General features: G+C 41.9%; 29 protein-coding genes, 1 pseudogene and 1 other annotated feature. Of the genes and pseudogenes, 5 read left to right on the forward strand and 25 right to left on the reverse strand.

Going from position 1 to position 25,948, the window contains the following annotated elements; translation table 11 throughout:
• Positions 1–87: 87 nt before the first annotated feature.
• Together secDF and WAX46_RS10855 are read right to left on the reverse strand one after the other, a co-directional pair.
• The gene (gene secDF / locus WAX46_RS10850; protein WP_336493937.1) at positions 88–2,316 is read right to left on the reverse strand and encodes a protein translocase subunit SecDF; all 2,229 of its coding nucleotides are present in this window, start codon (positions 2,314–2,316) and stop codon (positions 88–90) included.
• 41 nt (positions 2,317–2,357) lie between these two features.
• Positions 2,358–2,654, reverse strand: coding sequence for a post-transcriptional regulator (locus WAX46_RS10855; RefSeq protein WP_226568044.1), 297 nt, complete (start codon positions 2,652–2,654; stop codon positions 2,358–2,360).
• 116 nt (positions 2,655–2,770) lie between these two features.
• On the opposite strand from WAX46_RS10855, the gene spoVB reads away from it, so the two are divergent.
• The gene (spoVB, locus tag WAX46_RS10860; protein ID WP_336493939.1) at positions 2,771–4,321 is read left to right on the forward strand and encodes a stage V sporulation protein B; all 1,551 of its coding nucleotides are present in this window, start codon (positions 2,771–2,773) and stop codon (positions 4,319–4,321) included.
• A 1-nt stretch (position 4,322) separates the two neighbouring features.
• Here spoVB and WAX46_RS10865 read toward each other — a convergent pair whose 3' ends face one another.
• Positions 4,323–4,985 (reverse strand): DUF421 domain-containing protein, encoded by a 663-nt coding sequence (locus WAX46_RS10865; RefSeq protein ID WP_226568046.1) that lies wholly within the window; start codon positions 4,983–4,985, stop codon positions 4,323–4,325.
• A 166-nt stretch (positions 4,986–5,151) separates the two neighbouring features.
• Here WAX46_RS10865 and WAX46_RS10870 point away from each other — a divergent pair, with 166 nt between their 5' ends.
• Complete coding sequence (locus WAX46_RS10870; RefSeq protein WP_226568047.1) at positions 5,152–5,529, forward strand: TIGR04086 family membrane protein; 378 nt, start codon at positions 5,152–5,154, stop codon at positions 5,527–5,529.
• 49 nt (positions 5,530–5,578) lie between these two features.
• Here WAX46_RS10870 and yajC read toward each other — a convergent pair whose 3' ends face one another.
• The 7 genes from yajC to WAX46_RS10905 all read right to left on the reverse strand — a co-directional run bounded on the left by yajC (position 5,579) and on the right by WAX46_RS10905 (position 10,595).
• Positions 5,579–5,845, reverse strand: a complete 267-nt coding sequence (gene yajC / locus WAX46_RS10875; protein WP_226568048.1) for a preprotein translocase subunit YajC — start codon at positions 5,843–5,845, stop codon at positions 5,579–5,581.
• Between the two features lie 47 nt (positions 5,846–5,892).
• The gene (gene tgt, locus WAX46_RS10880) at positions 5,893–7,038 is read right to left on the reverse strand and encodes a tRNA guanosine(34) transglycosylase Tgt (RefSeq protein ID WP_336493941.1); all 1,146 of its coding nucleotides are present in this window, start codon (positions 7,036–7,038) and stop codon (positions 5,893–5,895) included.
• Between the two features lie 31 nt (positions 7,039–7,069).
• A complete protein-coding gene (gene queA / locus WAX46_RS10885) occupies positions 7,070–8,098 on the reverse strand; it encodes a tRNA preQ1(34) S-adenosylmethionine ribosyltransferase-isomerase QueA (RefSeq protein WP_336493942.1) in 1,029 nt (342 codons plus the stop codon).
• 34 nt (positions 8,099–8,132) lie between these two features.
• Positions 8,133–8,333: a DUF2905 domain-containing protein gene (locus tag WAX46_RS10890; protein WP_226568051.1), complete on the reverse strand. Its 201-nt coding sequence runs from the start codon at positions 8,331–8,333 to the stop codon at positions 8,133–8,135.
• Positions 8,326–9,330 (reverse strand): Holliday junction branch migration DNA helicase RuvB, encoded by a 1,005-nt coding sequence (ruvB, locus tag WAX46_RS10895; RefSeq protein ID WP_226568052.1) that lies wholly within the window; start codon positions 9,328–9,330, stop codon positions 8,326–8,328. The genes WAX46_RS10890 and ruvB overlap by 8 nt, the downstream gene beginning before the upstream one ends.
• An 11-nt stretch (positions 9,331–9,341) precedes the next feature.
• Positions 9,342–9,947 carry a Holliday junction branch migration protein RuvA gene (ruvA, locus tag WAX46_RS10900; RefSeq protein ID WP_336493944.1) on the reverse strand — a complete coding sequence of 202 codons (606 nt, stop codon included), beginning with the start codon at positions 9,945–9,947 and terminating at the stop codon, positions 9,342–9,344.
• A gap of 147 nt (positions 9,948–10,094) precedes the next feature.
• Positions 10,095–10,595: an intercompartmental signaling factor BofC gene (locus WAX46_RS10905; RefSeq protein ID WP_226568079.1), complete on the reverse strand. Its 501-nt coding sequence runs from the start codon at positions 10,593–10,595 to the stop codon at positions 10,095–10,097.
• Positions 10,596–10,782: 187 nt separating this feature from the next.
• Between WAX46_RS10905 and WAX46_RS10910 the strand changes: the two are divergent.
• Positions 10,783–11,258: pseudogene (locus WAX46_RS10910) on the forward strand (protein kinase family protein).
• Positions 11,259–11,294: 36 nt separating this feature from the next.
• Here the strand turns inward: WAX46_RS10910 and WAX46_RS10915 are convergent.
• The 6 genes from WAX46_RS10915 to nadB all read right to left on the reverse strand — a co-directional run bounded on the left by WAX46_RS10915 (position 11,295) and on the right by nadB (position 17,596).
• Positions 11,295–11,477, reverse strand: coding sequence for a hypothetical protein (locus WAX46_RS10915; RefSeq protein ID WP_180272883.1), 183 nt, complete (start codon positions 11,475–11,477; stop codon positions 11,295–11,297).
• Between the two features lie 555 nt (positions 11,478–12,032).
• A complete protein-coding gene (locus WAX46_RS10920; RefSeq protein ID WP_226568055.1) occupies positions 12,033–12,647 on the reverse strand; it encodes a YhcN/YlaJ family sporulation lipoprotein in 615 nt (204 codons plus the stop codon).
• A 133-nt stretch (positions 12,648–12,780) separates the two neighbouring features.
• Positions 12,781–13,950 (reverse strand): SafA/ExsA family spore coat assembly protein, encoded by a 1,170-nt coding sequence (gene safA / locus WAX46_RS10925; protein ID WP_281430321.1) that lies wholly within the window; start codon positions 13,948–13,950, stop codon positions 12,781–12,783.
• 133 nt (positions 13,951–14,083) lie between these two features.
• Positions 14,084–15,193: a quinolinate synthase NadA gene (gene nadA, locus WAX46_RS10930; RefSeq protein WP_226568056.1), complete on the reverse strand. Its 1,110-nt coding sequence runs from the start codon at positions 15,191–15,193 to the stop codon at positions 14,084–14,086.
• On the reverse strand, positions 15,180–16,043 hold the full coding sequence (gene nadC / locus WAX46_RS10935; protein WP_336493948.1) for a carboxylating nicotinate-nucleotide diphosphorylase: 864 nt from the start codon (positions 16,041–16,043) through the stop codon (positions 15,180–15,182). Before nadC ends, nadA begins: the two co-directional genes overlap by 14 nt.
• A complete protein-coding gene (gene nadB, locus WAX46_RS10940; protein ID WP_336493950.1) occupies positions 16,025–17,596 on the reverse strand; it encodes an L-aspartate oxidase in 1,572 nt (523 codons plus the stop codon). The genes nadC and nadB overlap by 19 nt, the downstream gene beginning before the upstream one ends.
• 98 nt (positions 17,597–17,694) lie before the next feature.
• Between nadB and WAX46_RS10945 the strand changes: the two genes are divergently transcribed.
• The gene (locus tag WAX46_RS10945; RefSeq protein WP_336493952.1) at positions 17,695–18,837 is read left to right on the forward strand and encodes an IscS subfamily cysteine desulfurase; all 1,143 of its coding nucleotides are present in this window, start codon (positions 17,695–17,697) and stop codon (positions 18,835–18,837) included.
• A gap of 3 nt (positions 18,838–18,840) precedes the next feature.
• On the forward strand, positions 18,841–19,383 hold the full coding sequence (locus WAX46_RS10950; RefSeq protein WP_226568060.1) for a transcription repressor NadR: 543 nt from the start codon (positions 18,841–18,843) through the stop codon (positions 19,381–19,383).
• A gap of 22 nt (positions 19,384–19,405) precedes the next feature.
• Here the strand turns inward: WAX46_RS10950 and pheA are convergent, their stop codons facing one another.
• From pheA to WAX46_RS10995, 9 genes are all read right to left on the reverse strand, one after another.
• Positions 19,406–20,284: a prephenate dehydratase gene (pheA, locus tag WAX46_RS10955; protein ID WP_336493955.1), complete on the reverse strand. Its 879-nt coding sequence runs from the start codon at positions 20,282–20,284 to the stop codon at positions 19,406–19,408.
• Positions 20,285–20,302: 18 nt separating this feature from the next.
• Positions 20,303–20,746: an ACT domain-containing protein gene (locus WAX46_RS10960; protein WP_008342790.1), complete on the reverse strand. Its 444-nt coding sequence runs from the start codon at positions 20,744–20,746 to the stop codon at positions 20,303–20,305.
• A gap of 55 nt (positions 20,747–20,801) precedes the next feature.
• Positions 20,802–22,088, reverse strand: coding sequence for a GTPase ObgE (gene obgE, locus WAX46_RS10965; RefSeq protein ID WP_226568063.1), 1,287 nt, complete (start codon positions 22,086–22,088; stop codon positions 20,802–20,804).
• 21 nt (positions 22,089–22,109) lie between these two features.
• Positions 22,110–22,703, reverse strand: a complete 594-nt coding sequence (locus tag WAX46_RS10970; protein ID WP_226568064.1) for a sporulation initiation phosphotransferase B — start codon at positions 22,701–22,703, stop codon at positions 22,110–22,112.
• A 277-nt stretch (positions 22,704–22,980) separates the two neighbouring features.
• Positions 22,981–23,265: a 50S ribosomal protein L27 gene (gene rpmA / locus WAX46_RS10975; protein ID WP_003216586.1), complete on the reverse strand. Its 285-nt coding sequence runs from the start codon at positions 23,263–23,265 to the stop codon at positions 22,981–22,983.
• 13 nt (positions 23,266–23,278) lie between these two features.
• A complete protein-coding gene (locus WAX46_RS10980; RefSeq protein ID WP_226568065.1) occupies positions 23,279–23,617 on the reverse strand; it encodes a ribosomal-processing cysteine protease Prp in 339 nt (112 codons plus the stop codon).
• 14 nt (positions 23,618–23,631) lie between these two features.
• Positions 23,632–23,940, reverse strand: a complete 309-nt coding sequence (gene rplU, locus WAX46_RS10985; protein WP_336493958.1) for a 50S ribosomal protein L21 — start codon at positions 23,938–23,940, stop codon at positions 23,632–23,634.
• Positions 23,941–23,952: 12 nt separating this feature from the next.
• Positions 23,953–24,025, reverse strand: a sequence feature (ribosomal protein L21 leader region).
• A gap of 65 nt (positions 24,026–24,090) precedes the next feature.
• Positions 24,091–24,960 carry a M50 family metallopeptidase gene (locus tag WAX46_RS10990; RefSeq protein ID WP_226568066.1) on the reverse strand — a complete coding sequence of 290 codons (870 nt, stop codon included), beginning with the start codon at positions 24,958–24,960 and terminating at the stop codon, positions 24,091–24,093.
• A complete protein-coding gene (locus WAX46_RS10995) occupies positions 24,953–25,741 on the reverse strand; it encodes a M23 family metallopeptidase (protein WP_226568067.1) in 789 nt (262 codons plus the stop codon). Before WAX46_RS10995 ends, WAX46_RS10990 begins: the two co-directional genes overlap by 8 nt.
• Positions 25,742–25,948: the final 207 nt, after the last annotated feature.

The raw sequence follows: 25,948 nt of genomic DNA on the forward strand, positions 1-25,948 counted from the left end.
CGATAGAATACCGTCTCACACTGGCTGCTTAGGCTTTTTATATTTGTCTACTTGACAGGGATTGACCAAGAAGGCAGTCTTTCTAGGTTAAATATCTTGTTCTGTGTCTATTTGAGCCGGCTTTTTCAGCTCACGACCTTTCCATATAAGCCAAATTTGCGCCGCAATATAAAGAGATGAGTACACCCCTGTTAATAAGCCGACGAGTAAAGCAATGGAGAAGTTTGTAATAGACGCTGATCCGAAGATGAGTAGTGCAATCACGACGATCAGCACAGTGAGCACCGTATTGATAGATCGTGTAAAGGTTTGCTGTAAACTCAAGTTGACGATATACGATAGATCTTCAACCGTTTTCGGTTTGCGTTTTTTCATTTGTTCACGAACCCTATCAAACGTTACGATCGTATCATTGATCGAGTACCCGATAACCGTGAGAATCGCCGCAATGAAGGTGACATCTACCTCTAACCGAGTGATACTAAAGAATGCCACAATAAAGAATGCATCATATAAAAGTGAAGCAATGGCTGCAATGGCCATTTTATATTCAAAACGAATAGATACATAAATAATGATCCCAATTGAAGCAATGATCAGTGCGTATAATGCATTGCGCGCAAGCTCTTTTCCAACAGTCGGAGACACGGTGCTGACGTTCGGTTCTGTTCCATATTTATCTTTGAAGTAATCTTTCACTTCAGCAATCTTTTCTTTATTCGGCACCCCAACAAATCGTGCCCCTGCTTGATTTTCATTTTGACCAGATAACACGACACTGTCTGTCTCAAGATCTAGCTTTTTAAAGTCTTGCTCCACTTGCTCAGTTGACAGCTTGTGATCGCTTTGGATATCAATTCTTGTACCACTTGCAAAATCAATTCCCACATTCAGCTTGAAGATAGAAAGCACAATGATTCCAGCAATAGTGACAGCTACTGAGAAAATCATAAAACCTTTTCGCTTGCTGACAAAATCCCATTTATCAAATGGCGTTTTTGGTTCAGTATCTTCTGTTGTTTCATGGATATCGATGATGTCTTTCTGACGAACACCAAACCAGCCTTTTTTACGGTCAAGAAAGCGGCTTTCAACAAGCAGTCCAAGGAGGAATCTTGATAAGAATACGGCCGTGATAAAGCTTGTTAAGATCGATAGGATGAGCATGGTCGCAAACCCTTTTACAGAGCTTGTCCCAAAGAAGAAAAGGACACCCCCTGCAATAATACTCGTTAAGTTGGCATCAAGGATGGTCGCAAATGATCTGCGGTTCCCAGACCTGAAAGCAGAACGGACAGACTTACCAAGCTTGAGCTCTTCTTTTATCCGTTCATATGTGATGATATTGGCATCAACAGCCATTCCTACTCCAAGAATCAGTGCTGCAATTCCAGGCAGTGTGAGAACAGCCCCCATCCAGTCAAACACCTGTAAGGTAATATAGATGTACGTAGATAATGTAATAACAGCAATAAGACCAGGTATTCGGTAATAAAGCAGCATGAATAAGAAAATGATAGCAATTCCTACAATCCCTGCAAATACTGTTTCATTTAGTGCCTGTTCACCAAATTGTGCACTCACTGATGTTGAATATTTTTCAGTTAATTTTACAGGCAATGCCCCGGCATTTAAAATGCTTGCAAGGTCTTTTGCTTCTTGGACAGTAAAGTTTCCTTCGATTTGTACGTCACTGCTGTTTATCTCTTGATTGACATTAGGAGCAGACACATACTTATGATTCGATTTTGTGACTTCTTTTTTGAAAGAATCGCCTTTATGGTAATCAAGCCAAATGACAAGCTGGTTATTCGGTGCCATAGCTGCTACTTTTCTCGTCACGTCACCAAATTTCTTCGCATCTTTTAGCTTAACTGTGACAATCGGCTCATTCGTTTGATTGAATGTTTGCTTTGCCCCGTTTTCTACAAGATCGGAGCCATTTAGCAGCTCTTTATCATTCGTATCCCTGAAGGAAAGCTGCGCTTCAGTCGAAAGTATCTCCCTTGCCCTGTTTTGGTCTTTTACACCTGCAAGCTGCACACGGATTCGATTGTTGCCTTCAATTGAGATGTTCGGCTCACTTACACCAAGTACATTGGCTCTGCGGTTTAAAGCTTCAACAGTACTGACAAGAACACTATTTGTAATCTTGTCCTCTTTTTTCACTGGGTGTACATCATACAGGACTTCAAATCCGCCTTGTAGATCCAGTCCTAGCGTAATATTATTGGCAACAGGCTTTGTCAAATAGCCCACACCCGTTCCGATTAACAGAACCACTAAGAAAAACGCAAGTATGCGCCCTTTTTTCATTATGTATTTCCTCCTTAAACACTTGAATCCATTACGATGGCTTATTTCAACAGTTCATCTAGCATATTCTTGCCATCTTCACTGTCCAAAAAAGCAGACGTTTTAAACGACTGAACGGTTGCATAGTTCATAAATTCACCAATTTTCACAGATAAAATATCTGCAACCATTTCATGCATCGGATGCTCTTGTTTTTTCTTCCACTTCTTATTCTCTAAGTATGACCATAATTCCTCTAAATCTACATCTTTATAGCCCAAAACGATGAATTCTTCAAGCTTACTGAACAGAAAAGGCTTTAAATGGTCTTTATATATAGCAGCCGGATGTTGTGTCAATATGAGGCTCCCCCTTTTCAGTTTTTTATCGATTGACTTGTCATGCTTGGACGATATACACGCATATCTTATTGTATATGATTCTATGTCGTTTGAGAAGGCAGGTGATCTCTGATTTGACGAAGCAAACGTTTTTAAAAGGGACGATTATTTTAATTTTAGCAGGTTTTATCACGAGAATATTAGGTTTTGTCAATCGAATTGTCATCGCAAGGTTCATTGGCGAAGAAGGGGTCGGGCTTTATATGATGGCTGCACCTACCTTTTTTCTTGCCGTGACGCTGACACAATTTGGACTGCCTGTTGCTATTAGTAAGCTTGTCGCAGAAGCAGAAGCCCGGGGTGACAAACAGAAAACAAAACGTATTTTGGTTATGTCCCTTGCCATAACAGGATCACTTAGTCTCATTTTCACGCCGCTCTTTTTATGGTTTGCACCAATTATGGCGGAAAATATGCTGACAGATCCTAGAACGGTCTACCCACTGCTTGCCATTACACCAGTCGTACCTGTGATCGCCATCTCCAGTGTGTTAAGAGGCTACTTCCAAGGAAAACAGCAAATGAGTCCACTTGCGATGTCGCAAGTACTGGAACAGGTCGCAAGAATTTCTCTTGTAGCGGTGTGTACAACAGCATTCCTGCCTTATGGGATTGAATATGCGGCTGCTGGTGCCATGATTTCATCAGTGGTTGGAGAGATGATTTCACTTGCTTACTTAATGATCGCCTTTCGTTATAAAAAGACCATCCGTATCCGAAAGCGGTTTTTCAAGGCGATTCATGATGGGAAGGACACGTTTAAGCAGCTAATGAGTATTGCCCTGCCAACGACAGGAAGCCGTTTTATAGGCAATATTTCGTGGTTTTTAGAGCCGATTGTTGTTGCGCAAAGTCTCGCCATAGCTGGATATGCAGCTGTTGAAGCGACAAGGCAGTATGGTGAGTTAACCGGTCTTGCGCTCACCCTTTTAACACTACCTAGTTTTATTACGTATTCACTCTCCACCGCATTAGTCCCAGCGATTAGTGAAGGAATGGAACAGAACAAACGCAAAACGGTGGAATATCGGCTGAAGCAGGCCATGCGCCTTTGTTTACTAAGCGGAGGAATTTCGTGCATTATTCTTTTCGTTTATGCAGAAAATTTAACGCTCTTCATGTATGGTTCATCGCATGCGGCCATCTATGTAAAATTCATGGCACCATTTTTTTTACTATATTATTTTCAAGGTCCACTCCAAGCCGTTCTTCAAGCATTGAATTTAGCTGGTGCCGCGATGACCAATAGCCTAATAGGAGCTGTTGTGAAAACAGGAATGATCTTCGTCCTTGCTTCCCAGCCAAGCTTTGGTATTATGGGTGCAGCACTTGCGATATTAATTGGCATCGTCCTCGTCACATTGCTCCATGCAGCAACTGTTGGAAAGGTTCTGCCTATTCATTTACCATTGAAGGAGTATGGTATATGCGTCCTTGTGATCTTAGGAACGGGGGCTGTCAGCTTGTGGCTGAAGCATCAAGTCAGCGGACTTTTTTCTGCCCCTGCTGAGCTTGTGATGCTGATCTTTTTAACATGCATGCTCTATGTCATTCTATTAATCTGTCTAGGACTAGTGAAACGGGAAGAGCTGCGCCGCATCCCGTTCATTGGAAAGCTACTTTAGCTCATCTCTTCTTTCTCACTTCATCTTTCAAATCAATATAAAAAGTCTTTTGATTAAAGCTGCAATAGGAGATTTGATCAAGTTCATGATATCCCCTTTTGGCAAGCTCCTCTTTTAGCCACTGTTCATTTTGATTGATCTGTTTGAGATGGTCATGTTGAACAACACCGTCTGCAATAAGAGGAAGCTCAAGCGTAGCATGTTTGCGCTTGCTTTCTTTTTTGACGACGGCGAGCTTACCTGATGGCTCTAAAATGGCATAGGAGACATCCTGAATACTGTCGATGTTGCTTTCTCTTAATTGAATAAGCAAATCATCAAAATTATATCGCTGCTTTCTCATCGCACCCTCGTCTATTTTTCCATTAATGATGAGCAAGGTCGGCTTGCCGTCAAGAAAACGCCGAACACCTTGAAACTTTAATGACAGGTAGGCAAGTATGATTTGAATGCAGGTTAACAGCAGGATCGGCCATACCGTATGTAACATGTGCTCCTCTACTTCTTCTATGGCCAGCACCGCAATTTCAGCGATCATCATAAAAATGACAAGATCTAAAATACTAAGTTCGCCAATCTCCCTCTTTCCCATTAATCGAAAGATAAACCATATGAGAAAATATAAAATAACTGTTCTAACGGAGATGATTAAGATGTCCTGCATGTGGTGTAACCCCTCCTTCTTCCATCATAGCTTGTGTCAAAACACTTTATTTATGTAGAAAAGAAAGCCCTTGTTTTTATCGAGAGAAACATGTCTATTTTTTCTTTTCCATGAATACATTTTAGTAAAAGACAAGCTTCGGTCAATTGGAGAGGAGATTAATCACATGCGGGAAACCAAACAAATAGGAAAAGGCATTGTATCCGGCTTAATTGCCATTTTTATCGTGATGATTGTCACAAGCTTACTTGTGTCACTCATGCTTACCTTGACAAGTATGCAGGAAGCATCGTTTAAATGGATGATTATGATATTATCCTTTGTGGCACTTTTTCTAGGAGGGATCATTTCTGGAGGGAAAGCAAAGGAGCGAGGCTGGCTCATTGGGGCCATCACTTCTTTTATCTTTTCTCTCACTGTATTCTTGTTTCAATATTTAGGATTTGGGGAAACCTTCTCACCAGAACAATTTATCTATCATGCAGCCTTTTTGGGGATTTGTATGTTAGGGGGAATGATCGGCGTCAATATTCGAGGCAAATAAAAAAAGAGCGGATAACATCGCTCTTTTTTTATGGCTATGTATCTGAGGATTAGCCTTTGTCAGCTAATTCTCTAATAGCACGACGGTCGAAAGTTAAACGGTTGTTTTCACTTGTTTTGATGATTACTTTTGATTCATCAATTGAGTCGATTTCACCGTGTAATCCACCGATTGTGACAATTTTATCGCCTTTTGATAAAGATTGTTGCATCTGACGCACAGCTTTTTGTTGCTTTTGCTGTGGACGGATTAACAAGAAGTAAAGCACAGCAAACATGACAACAATCATAATGATTGAACCCATACCACCATCCATTCTATCTCACCCCTTTCTAAAAGATTGTAAAGCCTTTCGTTTATGCGTTAAAAGTTTTTCGCATTCTGTTTGTTAAAGCCATAACGCTCAAAAAACTCTTCTTTAAAATCACCTAAACGATCCTCACGGATAGCTTCTCTCACTTGCTCCATTAATTTTAACAGAAAATGAAGATTATGATAAGTTGTTAATCGAATTCCGAAGGTTTCATTTGTACGGATTAAATGTCTAATATATGCACGTGTGTAGTTTTTACATGTATAGCAGTCACAGTTCTCGTCGATTGGTCTGAAATCACGCTCATACTTTGCATTTTTTACGACAAGTCGCCCTTCACTTGTCATCAAAGTGCCGTTTCTTGCAATTCTCGTCGGCAGTACGCAATCAAACATATCAACACCGCGAATAGCCCCGTCAATTAATGAATCTGGTGAGCCAACACCCATTAAGTATCTTGGCTTATCTGCCGGTAAAAATGACGTTGTAAACTCTAGCACACGATTCATGACATCTTTTGGTTCACCAACAGATAATCCTCCAATTGCGTAACCTGGGAAATCAAGTGAAACAAGGTCCTTTGCACTTTGTTTACGAAGCTCCTCATATTCTCCACCTTGCACTATTCCAAACAGACCTTGGTCCTCTGGACGCTGGTGCGCTGTTAAGCAGCGTTCTGCCCATCTGCTAGTCCGTTCCACAGAACGTTTCATGTAATCGTACTCTGCTGGATATGGAGGACATTCATCAAATGCCATCATAATATCAGAGCCGAGCGCATTTTGAATCTCCATAGCCTTGTCAGGAGATAGGAATAGCTTATCTCCGTTTAAATGATTACGGAAGTGAACGCCTTCCTCTTCGATCTTTCTAAATTCACTTAAAGAAAACACTTGGAATCCGCCCGAATCGGTCAAAATCGCTCGATCCCAGTTCATAAATTTGTGCAGGCCGCCTGCCTCTTTCACAATGTCATACCCCGGGCGGAGCCATAGATGGTACGTATTACTTAAGATAATGCCTGCATCCATTGCTTTCAATTCTTCAGGCGCCATTGTTTTGACTGTAGCCAGTGTACCTACTGGCATAAATACAGGTGTTTCAAAGGAGCCATGCGGTGTATGAACCCGTCCAAGACGTGCACCTGTTTGTTTGCATGATTTAATGAACTCATAGCGAATCGGTAATTGCGACAAAAATGAGCCCTCCTATCTTTGTTGTATGATGTTATTGAATCAGCATGGCATCGCCAAAGCTGAAGAATCGGTATTCCTCTTTTACAGCCTCATTGTACCCTTTCAGCACGTGTTCTCGTCCAGCTAATGCGCTGACAAGCATAATTAACGACGATTTCGGCAGGTGGAAATTCGTAATCATCCCATCAATCGCCTTGAATGTGTAGCCGGGATAAATAAAGATCGACGTCCAGCCACTTGACGCCTTGAATTTGCCATCATGTGCACTTGCAATGGTTTCGAGCGTTCTTGTTGACGTCGTTCCAACGGAAATAATTCTTCCTCCTTCTTTACGCGCTCGATTAAGCTCTTCAGCCGTTTCTGCATTCATTTCGTAAAACTCTGCGTGCATTTCATGTTCTTCAATGCGTTCAGCACTGACCGGACGAAACGTGCCAAGCCCTACGTGTAAGGTGATAAAAGCAATATGCACATCTTTCGCTTTTAGCGAATCCAGTAGCTCGGTTGTAAAGTGAAGACCTGCAGTAGGAGCAGCAGCGGACCCAATCTCTTTTGAATACACGGTTTGATAGCGCTCACGATCGTCAAGCTGCTCTTTAATATATGGAGGCAACGGCATTTCTCCAAGAGATTCAAGCACTTCATAAAAAATGCCTGTATACTGGAACTCGACTTTTCTACCGCCATGTTCCAGTTCCTCTGTACACACCGCTTTTAGCCTTCCATCACCAAACGTGATGACCGCTCCTTTTTTCACACGTTTTGCTGGCTTGACGAGCGTTTCCCATTTATCCCCTCCTGCTTGTTTTAAGAGAAGAAGTTCTACCTTTGCACCTGTATCCTCTTTCATCCCAAACAAACGTGCAGGCAGAACTCGAGTATTATTTAAAACGAGACAGTCACCCTTTTGGAAATAATCCGTGATTTGTGAAAATGTATCGTGTGTGATCTCACCCGTTTGTTTATTTAAAACCATAAGTCTTGATGCATCTCGTTTTTCAAGTGGGACTTGCGCAATTAATCTTTCTGGTAAATCAAAATCAAATAATTCTAGCTTCATTTCCTTCACCTATTCTGTAGTTAACTAGTTAACGTTATTTCATCCGTCCAAAGAGATTGAGTAAAATAGTTAGTACGATGCTAATGACAATGCATGTAATAACAGGGAAAAAGAACGTCACATTTCCTTTTTTCACAAAAATATCACCTGGAAGCTTACCAACCAATTGAAACAATAAACCTGCGGCAAAAAGGACACCACCTAAAATCATTAATATTTTAGGGAATTCAGTCACGAATCGGAACCTCCATATGAAAATGTTCATATACTTCTCTTGTGACGACCCGCCCTCTTGGTGTCCTTTGGAGGAAACCAATTTGAAGTAAATAGGGTTCGTACACATCTTCAATCGTATGTGATTCTTCTCCTATTGTCGCTGATATCGTATCAAGTCCAACAGGGCCGCCTCTAAACTTTTCAATCATACTTAACAGCAGTTTATGGTCAATATGATCTAATCCGAGTCTGTCGACTTGAAGGCGCTCAAGGGCATCTTCCGCAATGTCCTGTGTGATGGCATGATTCCCAAGCACCTGTGCAAAATCTCTCACTCTTCTAAGCAAACGATTGGCGACCCTCGGCGTTCCCCTAGAACGTCTCGCTATCTCTACAGCCGAGCGAATGTCAATACCAATCTCAAACAGCTCGGCTGTTCTTGCCACAATGTGAGCCAGATCTCTTTGCTCATAGTATTCCAATCTTGCATGCACGCCAAACCTGTCACGAAGCGGCGCCGTTAAAAGCCCGACACGCGTCGTTGCACCCACAAGCGTAAACGGCGGTAAATCAAGCCGCACGGAACGAGCTGTATCCCCTTTTCCAATGACGATATCTAGACAAAAATCCTCCATCGCCGGATATAGCACTTCCTCTATTGAACGCTGCAAGCGATGGATTTCATCAATAAAAAGAACATCGCCAGGTTCAAGAGATGTCAAGATGGCCGCCAAATCTCCAGGACGCTCAATCGCAGGTCCAGACGTTGTACGCAGCTGAACATTCATTTCATTGGCAATAATCGACGCAAGCGTTGTTTTCCCGAGTCCAGGCGGCCCATATAAAAGGACGTGATCCAGCGTTTCCTGCCTCATTTTGGCAGCTTCAATAAATACGCTGAGATTATCCTTTACTTTTTGCTGACCAATATATTGGCTTAACGTCTGTGGCCGTAGACTTTGCTCAATGGCTGATTCATGGTTGTCTGCTTCAGTTGAGACGAGTCTTTCATCCATGAGACATCACCCTATTTCAACATTTTTTGTAAAGCTTTTTTTACATATTGATCGGTTGTGAGATTCTTTTCTTCTTTTAATAATGGAAGAACCTTTTTGATTTCACGATCACCGTACCCAAGAACACTTAAGGCTTCAAGCGCTTCATCTAATGTGGTTTGCTGCGTTTCGACCTGAATATGATCCTGGTGGTTATATAAGTTGCCAATCATTTCTGGCACCACATCTCCGAGCTTTCCTTTCAGATCCAGAATGATCTGACGTGCTGTTTTTTTACCAACACCAGGGAATTTAATAAGGAAAGCTTCATCCTCACGTTCTATCGCTGAAATGACAGCTCCAGGATCACCGGAAGCAAGAATCGCAAGCGCACCCTTTGGTCCAATGCCTGTGACATTTAACAGTTTTGTGAACAACGCTTTTTCTTCTCTTGTTTGAAATCCATATAACGAAAACGCGTCTTCCTTTATGTAATGATACGTATAAATTTTTTCTTGTTTATTTACTTGATAGATAAACGGATTTGGGGTATAGACTTGATATCCCACTCCGCCATTTTCAATGACAATATATTGGGGACACACATAATCAATGGTCCCTTTCACAAACTCTATCACCGTTTTCACCTCTTTGACTGTTCTTCATTGTAACATAAATCGAAAAGAAAACCGCAATAAAAGTTAACATACGTTCGCTCAGTTCATTTTTATGGTGAAACCATGAAAAACAGCCTGCGGTTTCCCACCGGCAAGCTGTCACACGCTTTAAAACGATCTTTCATTTCGATAAGGTTTCATGACCTCAAGCACCTGCTCAAATTCATCTTTTGTTCGAAAAGGAATGCCTTGCTCAAGCTGCTCCTCCACATGACTTTCTAAACGGGACGTATCAATTTGAAAAAAAAGATGTATAGGCTCCGCCCACCCGTCAGGCCTTCCATGAAACGTAGAAATCACACCGTCCTCTGATAATCCGATATATCCATTTGCTTTACTTAATGGGGATATATCATCAATTTGCTTTCTAAAAAGGGCAAAATCCTCTCGCTGTTCTACCAATGTCCAGCCTTTATAACGCGCCCAAAATGTGTCTTTGTCTTCTAATGATGCCCGGTGTCTTTCAATACTCACATCGCCGTCAAGATAGACCTTTTCAAGCTGAACGTTCATGGTTTTTGACTCTCTTTGCAAGTGTTCTTTTCCTTCCATATCCGCAGCAAAAAAAAGCACACTTGTCATGATAAGTCCTGTAACGAAACATTTCATCTTCACTTTCACTATTTACACCTCTTTAGAACTTGAGATCGATGCATTGACATATGTAGTTTGACCCATTTTTCTAAACATTAACCAAATCAATCACACGGTCATGTTTTAAGGGTCACTCGTTATATTCTTCATTTGATATGTTATGTTTTATATCACCCATTTCTCTACCGGATGACCGTTTTTCATTAATAAGCTCGCCTTAAAACCGGCAGAGCTTGAGCTGTGCGGCAAAGGAAGAAGTGCCTATGTATTTTCATAAAAGAAAGACGGTATGAAAATGGCGCTAAAAGTCTTTTTCCCTGCTTATCAAAATATAGCCTACAAAGAGGCAGCAATTTACGAAAAACTTTTCGGTTCCTTATACTACCCTGAGATATATGAGTCTGGGGATCAGTTTATTTTAATGGAATATATTAAAGGCTACACATTCTGAATGCCTGACGAAGGGAATTCCGATCAAAAAACAAATGATTGAACAGGTAGATGATGCGCTAGAAGAAGCACGTCAGAAAGGGTTAATCCCTTCAGATATCCATCTGCGAAATCTGATTTTAACAAAGGAAGGCCCCGTCAGGTTCGCTTGAAGTGATTGCATACTTGTACAAAAAGAATTGGTTTTCTCGTGGCCAGCTTAACAATCGAAATGATTACTCCGCATAACAAAAGCCGCTCTCCTTTCAAGCGGCTTGTCTGTTTTTATTCTGTTTCCACATGGATACTATTTACATTTAATAAGTTAATGATGTCATCGTTCAGCTTAAACCAATGATTGGCTTCCTCAATTTTTTTATACACATCATAGGTAGCTGGCCGTTTCAGCTCGAATTCAAGCACTTCCCCATTGTTCATATGAAATGTTACCTTAAATACTTTCATCATAAGATCACCTTCCACTCCTTCTTGTTCGCTCACCGGATAGGTCAGCTCTTTTCATTCATTCTCTATACAACTTGTTTCCCCTGCTTCTTTCCTTTCAAACACAAGACGCTTAAATTTTTTTCAAAGTATTGAAAAAAAGAAGAAACGAACATCTACAGAAAAACAAACTTTGTCCTGTTTGAATGCCATCAAAGCTTGATCGAAATGTTTGGTTTGATAGAACATCTTTCTTTTCTTTCATTTGCTGTCTCTCCTTCTCTTCTTGTCATGGGACAGGATGGAATCAGGAGCAGCAAAAAACCAGGCTCTATGTTGAGAACCTGGTTTCTTCGTCAGAAAAAAACATGATTGTCATTCACATGTAATCATCTTCGACTTCCTCACGCTGGTACGAGCCAAATCAAGAAGCTCTACTTCTCTCTCAGCCCACTTGAAGGGGCACCCCTAGAAAATTCAGGAAAATAGTTCCTTTCCCCTAGCTACACCGATGATCATGATATCCAGATTTCTATGCATCATCATCTTTCCTTCTCATTTCGATCAAATCTGAAATAACTATCGAGTCATGCCTGCTTGGCCTGATTCAAATTGTGTTTTTCTCATATCTCTAAAGCGTGTAAATGTACCTTCGTCTTTGATGACTTGGACAGCTCTTCCATCCGCATAACGAGTCGCTGCTTCTTCTACTTGTGATACTCCCTCTGATGTCAAGCGCCCATCTGATTTAATGGCAATATACACATTTTCATCCGTGACCATGACTTGTGAGTCTGCTACATGGTCCATTTTATTTACGCGATTTGCGATTTTTCGTGAACGCTGCACATTCTCTTGTTTGTCGTAGCCAGAGAACGACATTTGATCATGATAATTCATATCTCCATGACTGTAGCGACCATCGCCGCCTGTGAGAGGTATTCGATCATTGGCTTGAGGACGTGAACGATAATCAATATTCGTTGTATTTCCGTTCATTCCTTCCATGAGTTCAGAAATTGGGCCTTGATGATCTTGATTGTTGTCTGTCGCTTGTTGATTTGAGTAATAACCAACCGGCTGGCCTGATTGATTATAGCGTGTATCTACACCAGCATTGTCATTTGTACCACATGCAGTTAATCCAATAGGAAGAAGCACTAATGCGATCGTTTTTTGCCATTTTTGTCTCAAACGAAAAACCCCCTGTACAAATTCAATCTTATGAGCGAGAAACAGGCTCTGTTTTAGCATGTACAGTTAAGGGGAAAAACAAGCTGTCATTTATAAACAAAAAAAGGAACGATTGAGATCGTCCCTTCTGTCATTAATCTTCTTTGTCTTCTTCTGGTCTTGCGAATACAGACTGATTGGGATATGACTGCATGTAAGGCTGTGCTGGATCACCCATTTGGCCATGAGTAGCAGAATTTGGATAATATCCAGGCCATGGCTGGTGATGGTGCTTCATGCCGTCATCGCAACCGCAGTCTTCCTTGACATATGCTTCATTTGAAGCGTTTGGATAAAACCCTTGATTGACGTTCGCATTTGCGTTGGCATTTGGATGCATATGGTGGTGCCAGTGTTGTCCGTCGTTCGCATGATGCTCATGATTTTCCCCGTTGAAAACTGGTGCTTGATAGGCAGGGTAATACGGCTGAGCAGGGTATGGAAACGGCATCATCATATGATGGTGATAATATGGCTGAACCGGATAACAAAGTCCTGATCCAGGTAAAATAGGTGATGCTGGCATCATTTGCTGCGGACATGGATACATAGCAGGCATGTATTGACCATAACCATAATATGGATCATAATGCTCATGTAGATGCTGCTGATGATGTTCTTTGTTATCAGCCATTCCCCCTACTGCTGCCCCTCCAACATTCGGCATCTGTGGAAAATTAGGAATATTTAAGTTATTGTTTAGGTTATTGTCGTGTTCCATATCTTTTCCCTCCTCTTTTTGATGAGGAATATGAATGAATGGATCATACCCCTTCACAACTTCATCTTTCATATGATCCTTGTTTTCATGATGAGAATGGTCCTTGTGGTCTTTCTTCTCATGAATGTGATCTTTTTTCTCATGTTCTTTTTTGGGAGGAGGCGTAAATGGCTGGTAGAGATTGGTCTGATAATAGTTCACATCCACTTGCGGAAAAACGGGCTGCTCGACCTTTGGGACTGGCGGTACATAAGGTACCGGTTCATTAGGCTTTTCCTTCGGCTTCGTATCTTGCACTTGCACGACATCCTTTGGCTTTTCTTTCACATACGGATGTTCTTTCAGATTTGGCATTTCTTTCGCTTTGTGATGATCTGTTTTTACAGGAACACCACTAGATGGAATCTTGATTTTCATACCAGGCATGATCAAATCTGGATTACTGAGCTGTGAATTTAGCTTTTTTAATTCTTGAAAGTCAACTCCGTATTTCTTTGAAATCTTCCAAAGGGAGTCTCCTTTTTGCACAATATGAATTTTCAACGTTTTCCCCTCCTATGCAAAACGTGAACGTAGCGGTTATGTCAGAAGTACATTATGTTTCAACATAAATTTATGCATATTTACAAGCCGATATGATAAAAACTTGTTTCTGATAGGAGGGGAGGCTTCATTTTTATTTCATGTTGAGCATTTTATTCAATGCAAGCAAAGCGTCTTTTGTGATGTCTTCATTGACCTGAATCAAACCGACCGGCTTACCCTTCTCAATGCTTTCCAGTGACCATAACAAATGAGGCAAATCAATACGGTTCATTGTCAAACATGGACACATATCTGGGTTGAGGGATTCAATTTGTTTGTCTGGATGCTGGTCCATGATGCGTTTAACTAAATTCATTTCTGTTCCAATCGCCCACTTACTACCGGCTGGAGCCTGATTGATGGTATCGATAATAAATTTCGTTGAACCAGCTAGATCAGAAGCCCTTACCACCTCATGCGTGCACTCTGGATGAACAAGAATTTGAATGTCACGATCCTTTTTTCTTGTTTCGTCAATATTCTGAACTGTAAACTTCTCATGTACTGAGCAATGCCCTTTCCATAAAATCATTTTAATGTGATGAAGCGGCTGATCGGTGATAAGCTTTTCTTCTATTTGATCCCAGACAGCCATTTCTTCTAGCGGTATACCTAAATCAAAGGCCGTATTACGCCCTAAATGCTGATCTGGGAGAAAAAGAACCCTCTCTTTTTGCGTAAGCACCCACTCCATTACTTTTTTAGCGTTTGAAGATGTAACGGTCGATCCACCATGCTTACCGACAAATGCTTTAATATCAGCTGTTGAGTTCACATAAGTAAGCGGGAGTATCGTATCCCCAAACAAATCAGTGAGCTTATCCCATGCTCTTTCCGTTTGTTTCATGTTCGCCATATCTGCCATCGAGCAGCCTGCTCTCATATCTGGCAATAAAACATGCTGATTTTTTTTTGACAGCATATCAGCCGTTTCCGCCATAAAATGGACACCACAGAACACAATGTATTCTGCCTCCTGATTGTCAGCTGCTATTTGCGCTAGCTGCAATGAATCTCCTGTTGCATCTGCAAACTGGATGACCTCATCCTTTTGATAATGATGCCCCGGTATAAATAGCTTTGAACCGAAAGCTCGTTTGATATCTAAAACACGCTGTTTCATCTCTTCATAAGAGCGGTGTTTATATTCATCTGGCATCATGGCCGCGTGTTGATTCGCTAGTACATCAAGCATGGACATGAGTCGTTCCCCCTTTGTGGCTAAATTCCATATTCATACTAAAGTCAAAAGATGGAGCAGAATGTGTCAGGAAACCAAGGGAAATGATGTCTACACCGGTTCCCCGGTAGCTTGGCAAAGTCTCTAACGTAATTCCTCCTGATGCCTCTGTGAGGATTGTTTCAGGTGTCATTTGTTTAAAGTGCTTTACTTGGGCTGGGGAGCAGTTATCAAACATGATGACATCTGCTTTTGCTGCAATTGCTTCCTTGAGCTGCGCTTCTGATTCAATTTCCACTTCAATTTTCACCATATGACCAACGTATGCTCTTGCCTTTTCTACAGCTTCCCGAATAGATCCACATGCAGCAATATGATTATCTTTAATCATGACACCATCCGATAAGCCGAAGCGATGATTCTTTCCGCCCCCTACTTTCACGGCGTATTTCTCTAACATCCGTAATCCGGGTGTCGTTTTTCTCGTATCACAAATCATAATAGACGGATCAGCTAATCTTTGCACCGCTTCATGCGTCAATGTGGAAATACCTGTCATTCGCTGCAACATATTGAGAATGACCCGCTCCCCTTTTAGCAAGTCATTGACCGGACCTCTTATTTGAGCCAGTACAGCCCCTGAATGAATCCAGTCTCCTTCCTGGAGAAAGAGCTCAGTATGAATCTTTTCATTCAGCAGATGGTACCCTGTTTCAATGACTTGTGATCCTGCCAATACCCCCGATTGTTTGGCGATGATGTAAGCTGTTCCTCTCTTGTCTCCAAAGATGGCATCAGCTGACACATCTCCAAAGCCAATATCTTCTTTTAAAAAATGAGTAAGCATTTGTTTTAACTGTAAACGTTCCATTTGGCACTGATCCTTTCATTTTCCATGATGTGAATGTGGCCCTTTTCATGTACAATCTGTTTTCCTCGCCATAAGACATCATCTCTATATGGATAATCCATGCGATAATGCCCGCCTCTGCTTTCTGTACGAAGTAGTGCAGACTTTGCAAGGCAGATAGCTAATGACCATTGATTGCTTAATTCTATCTGCTCATTTGTGATATCTTTCACATTAATTTGCTGAAAAGAGACACGTTCCAATTTATCCAGCAAGGTTTGCAAGCCTTTTTCATCCCTAACAATTGAGGCATATACTGTCATCCAGTTTCTGAGCTGAGCCTCTGAGATATTTGGAACAGACCACACTTCTTGAAGAGGAAAAGTTGAGATCGCTTTTTGCCGTTTTGACATATGCTCAATTCGCCTAGCCGCTTTATTTCCTAACACAAGACCTTCTAAAAGAGAATTACTCGCCAACCGGTTGGCGCCATGTAATCCTGTACAAGCCGCTTCACCAATAGCAAACAACGATTGAACGGTCGTTTCACCATGTTCATTGACCTTGATTCCTCCCATTAAAAAGTGCATGCCGGGGGAGACTGGTAGCCGACCGCTTACCATATCGATTCCTGCCCGCAAACACATCTCATAGATTACTGGAAAACGCGTAGGAAAGTGCGGAATATCATGTATATTGAGATAAATATGATGACCCGCCTGCTGCTCATGAAAAATAGCTCTAGCGACGATGTCCCTAGGAGCTAAATCTTTCTGTGGATGAATGCCTTCCATAATCCGCCTGCCTGTTTCATCTTCTAAGTATGCTCCCTCACCTCGCACTGCCTCTGAAACGAGACCAACTGCTTTTCCAGCGATCGTCAAAAGGGTCGGGTGAAATTGAACAAATTCAAGATCCACTAATTGTGCTCCAGCGCGATAAGCCAGCAGTAGACCATCGCCTGTTACAGAAGGATCATTTGTGTTCATCTCATAGAGGTTTCCACAGCCACCAGTCGATAGAACAACTGCATCTGCGGTCATTGTATGCACATGTCCTTTCTCGTCTTTCCACACTACTCCAGTACATTTCCCTTCATGGACTAGTAGATCCATGACATGATGATATTCGTATAAATGAATATGTGAGCCAAGCTGACTTTTCAGAAACTGCACGAGGGCTTTCCCTGTTTGATCTCCTCCTGCATGTAGAATGCGGTTAGATGTGTGAGCTCCCTCTTTACCTAGCTGCGGGAGTCCCTCCTCATTGAGATCAAATAGACAGCCTTCCGCCACTAGCTCCTTCACAAGATGTTTTCCAAGAAGCAGCAACTCCTGTACGGTTTTGTCATCATTATGATCACATCCAGCAGCTAGCGTATCTTGCACATGTTGCTGGACTGAATCTTGGGCTGAAAAGGCAGCAGCAATGCCTCCTTGTGCCAGCATGGAATTACTAGAGGAAAATTGTTTTTTTGTCATCATGATAACTTGGCAGTTTTCTGAGATGGTTTTCGCAAAGGAAAGTGCAGCAATGCCTGCCCCCACCACAATGACTTTTTTGATTGATGACACAATCAACCCCCCTGTCATTTACACCTGTCTTGACACATATCATTACACAAGACTACAATAAATACAAGAAAAAATTTTCATACAGGAGATGGATCGGTTTGGTCTATTTAGATTATGCAGCTTCTACACCTGTTTCTGAAGAAGCGCTTCATGTATTCCAGCAGCTAAGCAAAGATTGTTACGGGAATGCAAGCAGCCTTCATGATGCTGGGGGAAGAGCAAATGAAATATTAGCCTACAGCAGACAATCACTTGCTACGATACTTGAGGCCGAACCTGGAGGCATTTACTTTACAAGCGGCGGAACTGAATCGAATATTCTTGCGATTCAATCCATTATGAATGGACTGCTTCCACATAAACAGCATGTCATCACAACATCAGTAGAGCACCCTTCCGTTCATCACGCGGTCAATGCCTTACATCGCCTAGGCGTGAAGGTCACGATCATAGAACCGAATCAAGATGGGATCATCACACAGGACATCCTTAAAAAAGCTTTATTGCCTGAAACAGGACTAGTATCCATCCAGCATGCAAACTCAGAAACAGGTATTATCCAGCCGTTAGCTGAATTATCACCTCTTTTAAAAGAAAGACAAGTTCTTTTTCATACAGATGCAGTTCAAACATTTGGGAAGATTCGTGTGTCCGTAAAGGAGCTTGGAGTTGATGCTATGTCCATCTCTAGTCATAAAGTGTATGCCCCTAAGGGCGCTGGGGCTGTCTATATGGGCACGTGTGTCCCTTGGAAGCCTCTATATGCAGGTTCTGTGCAGGAAAACGGCTTTCGTCCGGGAACTGTGAACGTTCCGTGCATTGGTGCTTTTGTTGCTGCGAGCGAACAAACCATGTTGAAGCTAGATGAGCAGCACAAGAGGGATGGACAGCTTCGTGATTATTTTCTTCAGCAGCTAAAAAAACGACAGCTACCTGTCCGTACGTTTCAATACGATGACGAACGCCGTATGTTGCCTCATATTATTGGTTGTTTTTTTGAAGGGTTTGAAGGACAATATGTAATGTTAGCATGTAACCGGCATGGGATTTGTATATCCACCGGAAGCGCATGTGCTTCTGGTTACCATCATCCTTCCCCTGCTGTAAAGGCACTGCGTCTATCACATCGTGATGCCCTTCAATTCATTCGCATATCATTTGGACGACGGTCATCAAAAGATGACATCGATCAGCTTTTGCATACATTTGAGAACCTGCAAAAGGAGAAGAAAGGAGAATAAGACGTGGAGCATGAGAAGAAACTCATTGGCGAAGAAAGAAGAAGTGCCATTTTAGAGTGGCTGAAAGAAACAGATACACCCCTCACAGGAAGTTTTTTAGCTAAAAAAGCCGCTGTATCACGACAAGTGATTGTACAAGATATCTCATTACTAAAAGCAAAAAACGAACCCATTTTTGCCACAAGCCAAGGCTATGTGTATTTGACGCCAAAGCATGCACCTGAAACTGAAATTGAACAAATTATTGCTTGCAAGCACGATCCTCATCGTACAGAAGAGGAGCTGACACTGATAGTCGATTTTGGCGTGACAGTGAAAGACGTCATCATAGAGCACCCAGTCTACGGTGAGCTGACCGCCTCTATTTGCGTCAGCACACGCAAACAAGTAGCTGACTTCGTTCATCACATTTCAAACACAGGCGCCTCCTACTTGTCAGAGCTTACAGGTGGCGTACATTTACATACCCTCACTTCCTATAGTCAAAAGCAACTAGACCAAGCGATACAAACGCTAGATGAAGCTGGATTTCTGATTACAGATTAAAAAATAGTGTCCTAACGGGACACTATTTTTCATTTATTAACTCATATGTTTGGTAGCTGCCAAGCAGCTTAACCTCGCAGCCAATCGTTTCTAATTCTTGAATCGCCCCAGGGACAAGTACATCATCCATCTCTTTTTCGATATCAATGATAAATAAATAGTGTCCAAGACCTGTTTTTGTCGGACGAGATTCAATTTTTGACAAGTTGAGATTCCGCCAAGAAAAAGCAGATAACACGCGATGTAATGCGCCTGATTGGTCATCCTTTGGCAGACTAACAACAATAGTGGTTTTGGGCTTTGAAATAAACCCCAAATTCATTGGGAACGATGCCTTAAGGTGTTTATGTAAAATAACAAAGCGTGTATGATTGTGTGGATAATCATGAATGTCTTTTTTCGCAATGGTCAATCCGTACGTTTTTGCGGCAATCTCATTGGCAATCGCACCAACAGCTTCATCTGGATGCTCACTAATGTATTTCGCTGCAAAGCCTGTTGATTCCACTGGTCTGTGCGGAATTTCAGGGTACTGCTTTTTCAAAAATTGATGACATTGAGCAATCGCATGTGGATGTGACTGAATGACATCTAATGTCTCCCAGCTCTCCGCTCTTGACGGATGGACAAGCAGGTGCTGCCGAATCGGTGCTGTCATTTCACCAACAATGGACAGTGCGTCTTCATGGATTAAATAATCAATCGTTAAGTTGACAGATCCTTCAAGTGCATTTTCAAGCGGAACGACAGCCAAATCTACTTCACCCTTTGACACAGCATCCATACATTGCGGAATCGTTGCATAGGCCCGCTGCACTGCATCTTTTGGAAAGCAAGAGCATACGGCCAAATGAGTAAATGTTGCCTCTGGTCCAAAATAACCTACAGTTAATTGCTTCATTTGCTATGATCTCTCCTTTTACGCCCCAGAACCTAGAATTTCAACTTTTTCGACAAACTCAAGTTTTCTTAATTGATTCATGACTGTATTGATATCATCTGCCATGCCAGCCGTACTGATCGATAGGGTGACATTCGCTCTTCCTTGCAGCGGAATGGTTTGGTGAATGGATAGCACATTACAGCCAGAGTCAGCCACAATTTGAAGCAGCCTAGACAGAGCTCCAGACCGGTCCTCAAGATGGAAAAACAATGTGATGATCTGCTCTTTGACCATCGTATAAAACGGAAAAACAGCATCTCGATATTTATAAAAAGCACTACGGCTTAAATCCGCTTTTTGAACAGCATCGGCAACTGAATCCGCTTTTTTGCGATCAAGCAGCTTTTTGACTTCAAGCGTTTTTCGCATCGCATCTGGAAGTACATCCTCTCTCACTAAATAGAACGTTTCTTCTTTCACCTGTTTTCTCCCCTTTTAAAAACGGGAGAGCCCATGGACTGGACCCTCCTTGAGATCAATCAATAAATTCAAATTCAAATTCAAGCAGACGAATGATGTCGCCATCTTTCGCACCACGCTCACGTAAGGCATCATCGACACCCATTCCGCGCAATTGTCTGGAGAAACGTTTAACTGATTCATCTCTTGAGAAGTCTGTCATCTTAAAAAGTCTCTCAAGTGCCTTACCAGTTAAGACAAACGTACCACAAGAATCTTTTGAGATTTTAAATGGTGCTTCTCCTTCATCAAACTTGTACATCACACGGTTATCAGATAGCTCATCTTCATTATAGAGCGGGAACTCCGGTGTTGTTTCAAGCTGATTGGCGATTTCAAATAAGAGCTCACGAAGCCCTTCTCTTGTGATCGAACTAATCGGAAACACTTGATGGTCATCGGTTAGTTTTTCTTTAAATGAGGGTAAATTATCAGCTGCATCTGGCATGTCCATTTTGTTGGCAACAATAATTTGCGGACGCTCTGTCAATCTCATATTGTATTGCTCAAGCTCTTCATTAATCGTCACGTAGTCTTGGTATGGGTCACGTCCTTCAAGTCCAGACATATCAATGACATGGACAATAACACGTGTCCGCTCAATATGACGTAAAAATTGATGACCTAAGCCAACACCTTGGTGCGCTCCTTCAATCAGTCCTGGCAGATCCGCCATGACAAAGCTTCTGTTATCATCTGTCTCGACAACTCCTAGGTTCGGCACAATCGTTGTAAAATGATAATCTGCAATTTTCGGTTTCGCAGAAGAGACAATCGAAAGTAGCGTCGACTTACCAACACTTGGGAAACCAACGAGTCCCACATCTGCAAGCACTTTTAATTCTAAGATTACGTCACGTTCTTTACCTGGCTCACCGTTTTCAGAAAGCTGTGGTGCAGGGTTTGCTGGTGTAGCAAATCGTGTATTTCCACGTCCGCCTCGTCCGCCTTTTGCAATGACTGCCCGCTGCCCATGCTCTGTTAAGTCAGCTAATACTTGTTCTGTCTCTGCATCAGTCACAACCGTGCCCGGTGGAACTTTAACGACCATTTCTTCCGCATTTCGGCCATGCTGGTTTTTACTCATCCCGTGCTCGCCGCGATCAGCCTTGAAATGGCGTTTATAACGAAAGTCCATCAACGTTCTGAGCCCTTCGTCCACTTCAAATACAACATCTGCGCCATTTCCGCCGTCGCCACCTGCAGGCCCGCCTTTTGGTACATATTTTTCACGACGGAACGCCACCATACCGTTTCCGCCGTCACCGCCTTTAACATACACTTTAACCTGATCTACAAACATAACTTCCTCCGTTTCTCTGCATCACATATCTCGTTCTTGCCTCAAACAAAGCTCAATCATGGACTCATGAGACGTCACATGAAATTGCGTTATATTCATATATGGATAATTTGCGTCATGAAATGCATTTAACCCATTCAAAGTTGTTACTTTCCCTTTGAAATCAAAATATAAGACCACATCATTCTCTTCATGATCTGTTTGGAGCGTGACCGTTAAATGATTTTCAGTTTTTTGGCAAACTGATTGATCGAATATCGTAAACAACTCCCTTGATACCGTTAGCAGCTGCGATTCATATGCTGATAAGTCTCGTGTTTCACCAAGCACTTCATATTCTAGGGTGATAAAATGCGACTCCCAATTAAATGTTAGAAAATAATGGGCCAATTGGGGAATTTTTAAATTTGAGAGTTTGGATTCATGCTGTGCTTCAATGACCATTTCTTCTATAATTTCAAACACTCGGTCATATTTTTCTAATGTTAAGTTTCCTTTGATCAGCTGCAGTTTATTCATCCAGTCGTGTCTTGAACGACTAAGCAGATAGATCAAATCATTTGTTAATGCAATGTGAGTTAATTTTTCGTTTTGTTTACTTGGTATCTCTTCCATTATCGCACTCCCAATCGTTTGGTCTCTTTTTTAGGAGTCTTATCATCACTATGTCTCTCTGAATTATAACAGAGAAGGCAGCTTAGAAAAACAATAGTTATGTGAGGAAAGGTTGTTTTTTCTGATCGAATAGGAGAAAATGAGGCAAAGTCAGCAAACGTTCTTTGATATTTATGGAGTGCATCTTCTTTTATCATCTTCGGTACCACTTGTAAAAAGTGCAAAATTTTCCTGAATAGTGAAAAAAACTCCAGTCAATGACCGGAGTTTTTAGCAATTATTGTGCCGCAGGATATACGCTCACTTTTTTACGGTCACGACCAAAACGTTCGAATTTAACCGTTCCGTCGATTTTAGCGAAAAGAGTGTCGTCGCCTCCTCGTCCAACGTTTTCACCTGGATAGATTTTCGTTCCACGTTGACGATAAAGGATAGAACCACCAGTTACGAATTGACCATCAGCACGTTTAGCGCCTAATCGTTTAGACTCAGAGTCACGTCCGTTCTTTGTAGAACCTACCCCTTTTTTAGATGCGAAAAATTGAAGATCTAATCTAAGCATGAAGTTTCACCTCCTATTTTTTTGTTAATATTCTCACATAATCGTGATAATCTCGTTCGATTGTCTCTAAAGAAACGACCATGCCTTCTAAAAGCAGCTGGGCTTTTTCAAAGGATACTGGATCTGTATCAGCCGGCAAGTCAAAAGAGAAATACCCGCCTTCGTCTCCTATATCGAGCAGTGGATCAATTCGTGTCAATGCAATAATTGAATTGACAGAGCCAAAAACAACAGCAGATACACCTGCACAAACGAGATCCTGACCTTTTTCAGCAAACTCGGCATGTCCAGTCATCTGAAAAGACGTAATGCTTTCATCTGCTGTTGACCGAGTAATGATTGCTTTGATCATATCACTCACACGCCTTAAGCGTTGATTTTTTCAATAACAACTTTAGTGTAAGGTTGACGATGACCTTGTTTTTTGTGGTTGTTTTTCTTCGGTTTGTACTTGAACACAGTAATTTTCTTACCACGACCTTGTTTTTCAACTTTAGCCGTTACTGTTGCTCCAGCAACTGAAGGGTTACCCACTTTGACAGTGTCTCCGCCGACAAACAATACGTTTTCGAAAGTAACTGTTTCACCTGCATCAGCAGCTAGTTTTTCAACATAGAAAGTTTGGCCTTCTTCAACTTTGATTTGTTTACCACCAGTTTCGATAATTGCGTACATCTCTGCACCTCCTAATAAACTCAGACTCGCCGAATACAGGGGGCCATAGGCACTTTACACCTGCTCCGCGCGGTTGTAGCACGGGTGCTACATATCCATAACATTAAAAAATATACCAAACTAGACGCAGAATGTCAATGTATTTTACCATTAGTACGGTAAAAGAAGCTCTTCCATCGAGGAGGTGGTTCTCCGATCTGAAAAATAAGCATGGAGCAGTTCATTTTCATCAAGCTGGCTCATTTTCACACCGTTTCTTTCGATAATAATCGGATGCTTACAGCCCCTTTGGAAACGAGCCATCACTTCGTATATTTTCTCCTCAGCACTGGCTTTCAGCGGAATGAGTTTTTCTACCTTTTGCTCTTTTTTACCGTAATATCGTTCTAATAAAAAACGAAGCCTGACGTAGTGCCGCTGCCGGTGTTCCATCACAAGGGAATACGCTAAAAAAGTGAGCAGCACCCAGCCATTGAATTGCAGCGGAGCAAAACAGAGTAACCCTACTGTCAAAAGAATGAAAAAGACAAGTGATCCTTTTATCGCAAGGGCATGCGCACGTTGGAAAGGGTAAAAAGCAGATAAGAGCAAAAAGAATAATTTCCCGCCATCAAGTGGCCAAATAGGAAGAAGGTTCACAAGAAAGATCGTCATATTATAAAAAGTGAACATCGTAAAGACATCATATGAAAGAAGAGAGGCTTCCATGAGAAGCCATGCCATTAGTTGAAGCGGCACATGCTGAAGCGGTCCGCATAAAATGACTACCAGCTCTTCTTTTAGCGGACGGTTACCATGCTCTTCTACTTCTACAGCCCCGCCAAAGGGCAGTAAAAAAACCCGCCGAATACGCCAATGATAATAGCAAGCAACCGCTGCATGGCCAAGCTCATGGACACAGACGATAATGAGCAGACAAAGCAGCGGCTTGATTTGACCTGAAAGAATCGCAAACGCCATCACAATCCAAAGAAGCGGATGAATGTGAATTTTCGTCAGCATGAGCAGCCATCTATTCAAAGGTCATCACCTGAATGGGGTCGATGAACTGTTCATTTTGCTTAATGGCAAAGTAATAAGTGCCCTTCCCTTTATTATCAAGCAAAATTTGACCAACTTTTTCACCCTTATCGACAAAATCGTATAAGGCCACATAAGCATCTTTTAATTGACCGTACCAACTGTAGCTGTTATCCGCATGTTGCACAACCACTGTTAGCCCTGTGTCGCTTTTCTTTTTCACCTCTACAACATAGCCTTCTTTCATACTATCAATGGCTTCAGCGGATGTTTCAATTTTGACACCTGCACCATTTTGTGTAAATGATTCTTGCACCTTTCCAGAAGCAGGTACAGCCAGCTCTTGATTGGCTTGTGCGTCTTTTTGGCCTTCCTTTTTCTCGGTGAAAAAGGCAAGTGGGTTCCCCAAGATTTTCTCAAACCAACGATTGGCAGCCGCAAATTGAAAATCTTGTTCAAAGGTTTGACTGATCATCGGCTTTAGCTGCTGAAAAGGGCCAGTCTGACCTTTAAATGAAATGGCTGCAATCAACACAAGAGAAGAAGAAAGTAAGCATTTGAGCACAAAGGTATTGGGGTTAAATAGCGGATGCCGATACTTTTGTGTCTGGTGAGACGTCTCATAGGAAGATGATCCAGAATGCTTTTCTTCCTCTGACAGCATGACCCACGGCGGGATATCGTCTTTTTTCTTGAAAACCGTCTTTTTGGGAGAACCAGCCGGATTCTTCGTTTTCCGGCGCTGTGCTACCTTCTTTCGATACTCGTCCACTCTTTTCATGAGATCACCCTTTACATACAAACAGTTTGTACATTTTATGTGGGGAGCTCATGTGATATGCAACAAAAAGACCGATTCTCTGATATTATCCCCTCTAAGTAGACAGTGTAAAAAGCCCAAGAACATATCTTGGCTGTTACACTATACTTGGAGGGGATTTTTTATGGCTAGAAAGGGACAACAATTTCAACACTATTCTAAAGAATT

Origin of the sequence: Bacillus sp. FJAT-53060 (genome assembly GCF_037104745.1) — a bacterium.
In the GTDB taxonomy this organism is placed as follows: Bacteria; Bacillota; Bacilli; order Bacillales; family Bacillaceae; genus Bacillus; species Bacillus stratosphericus_B.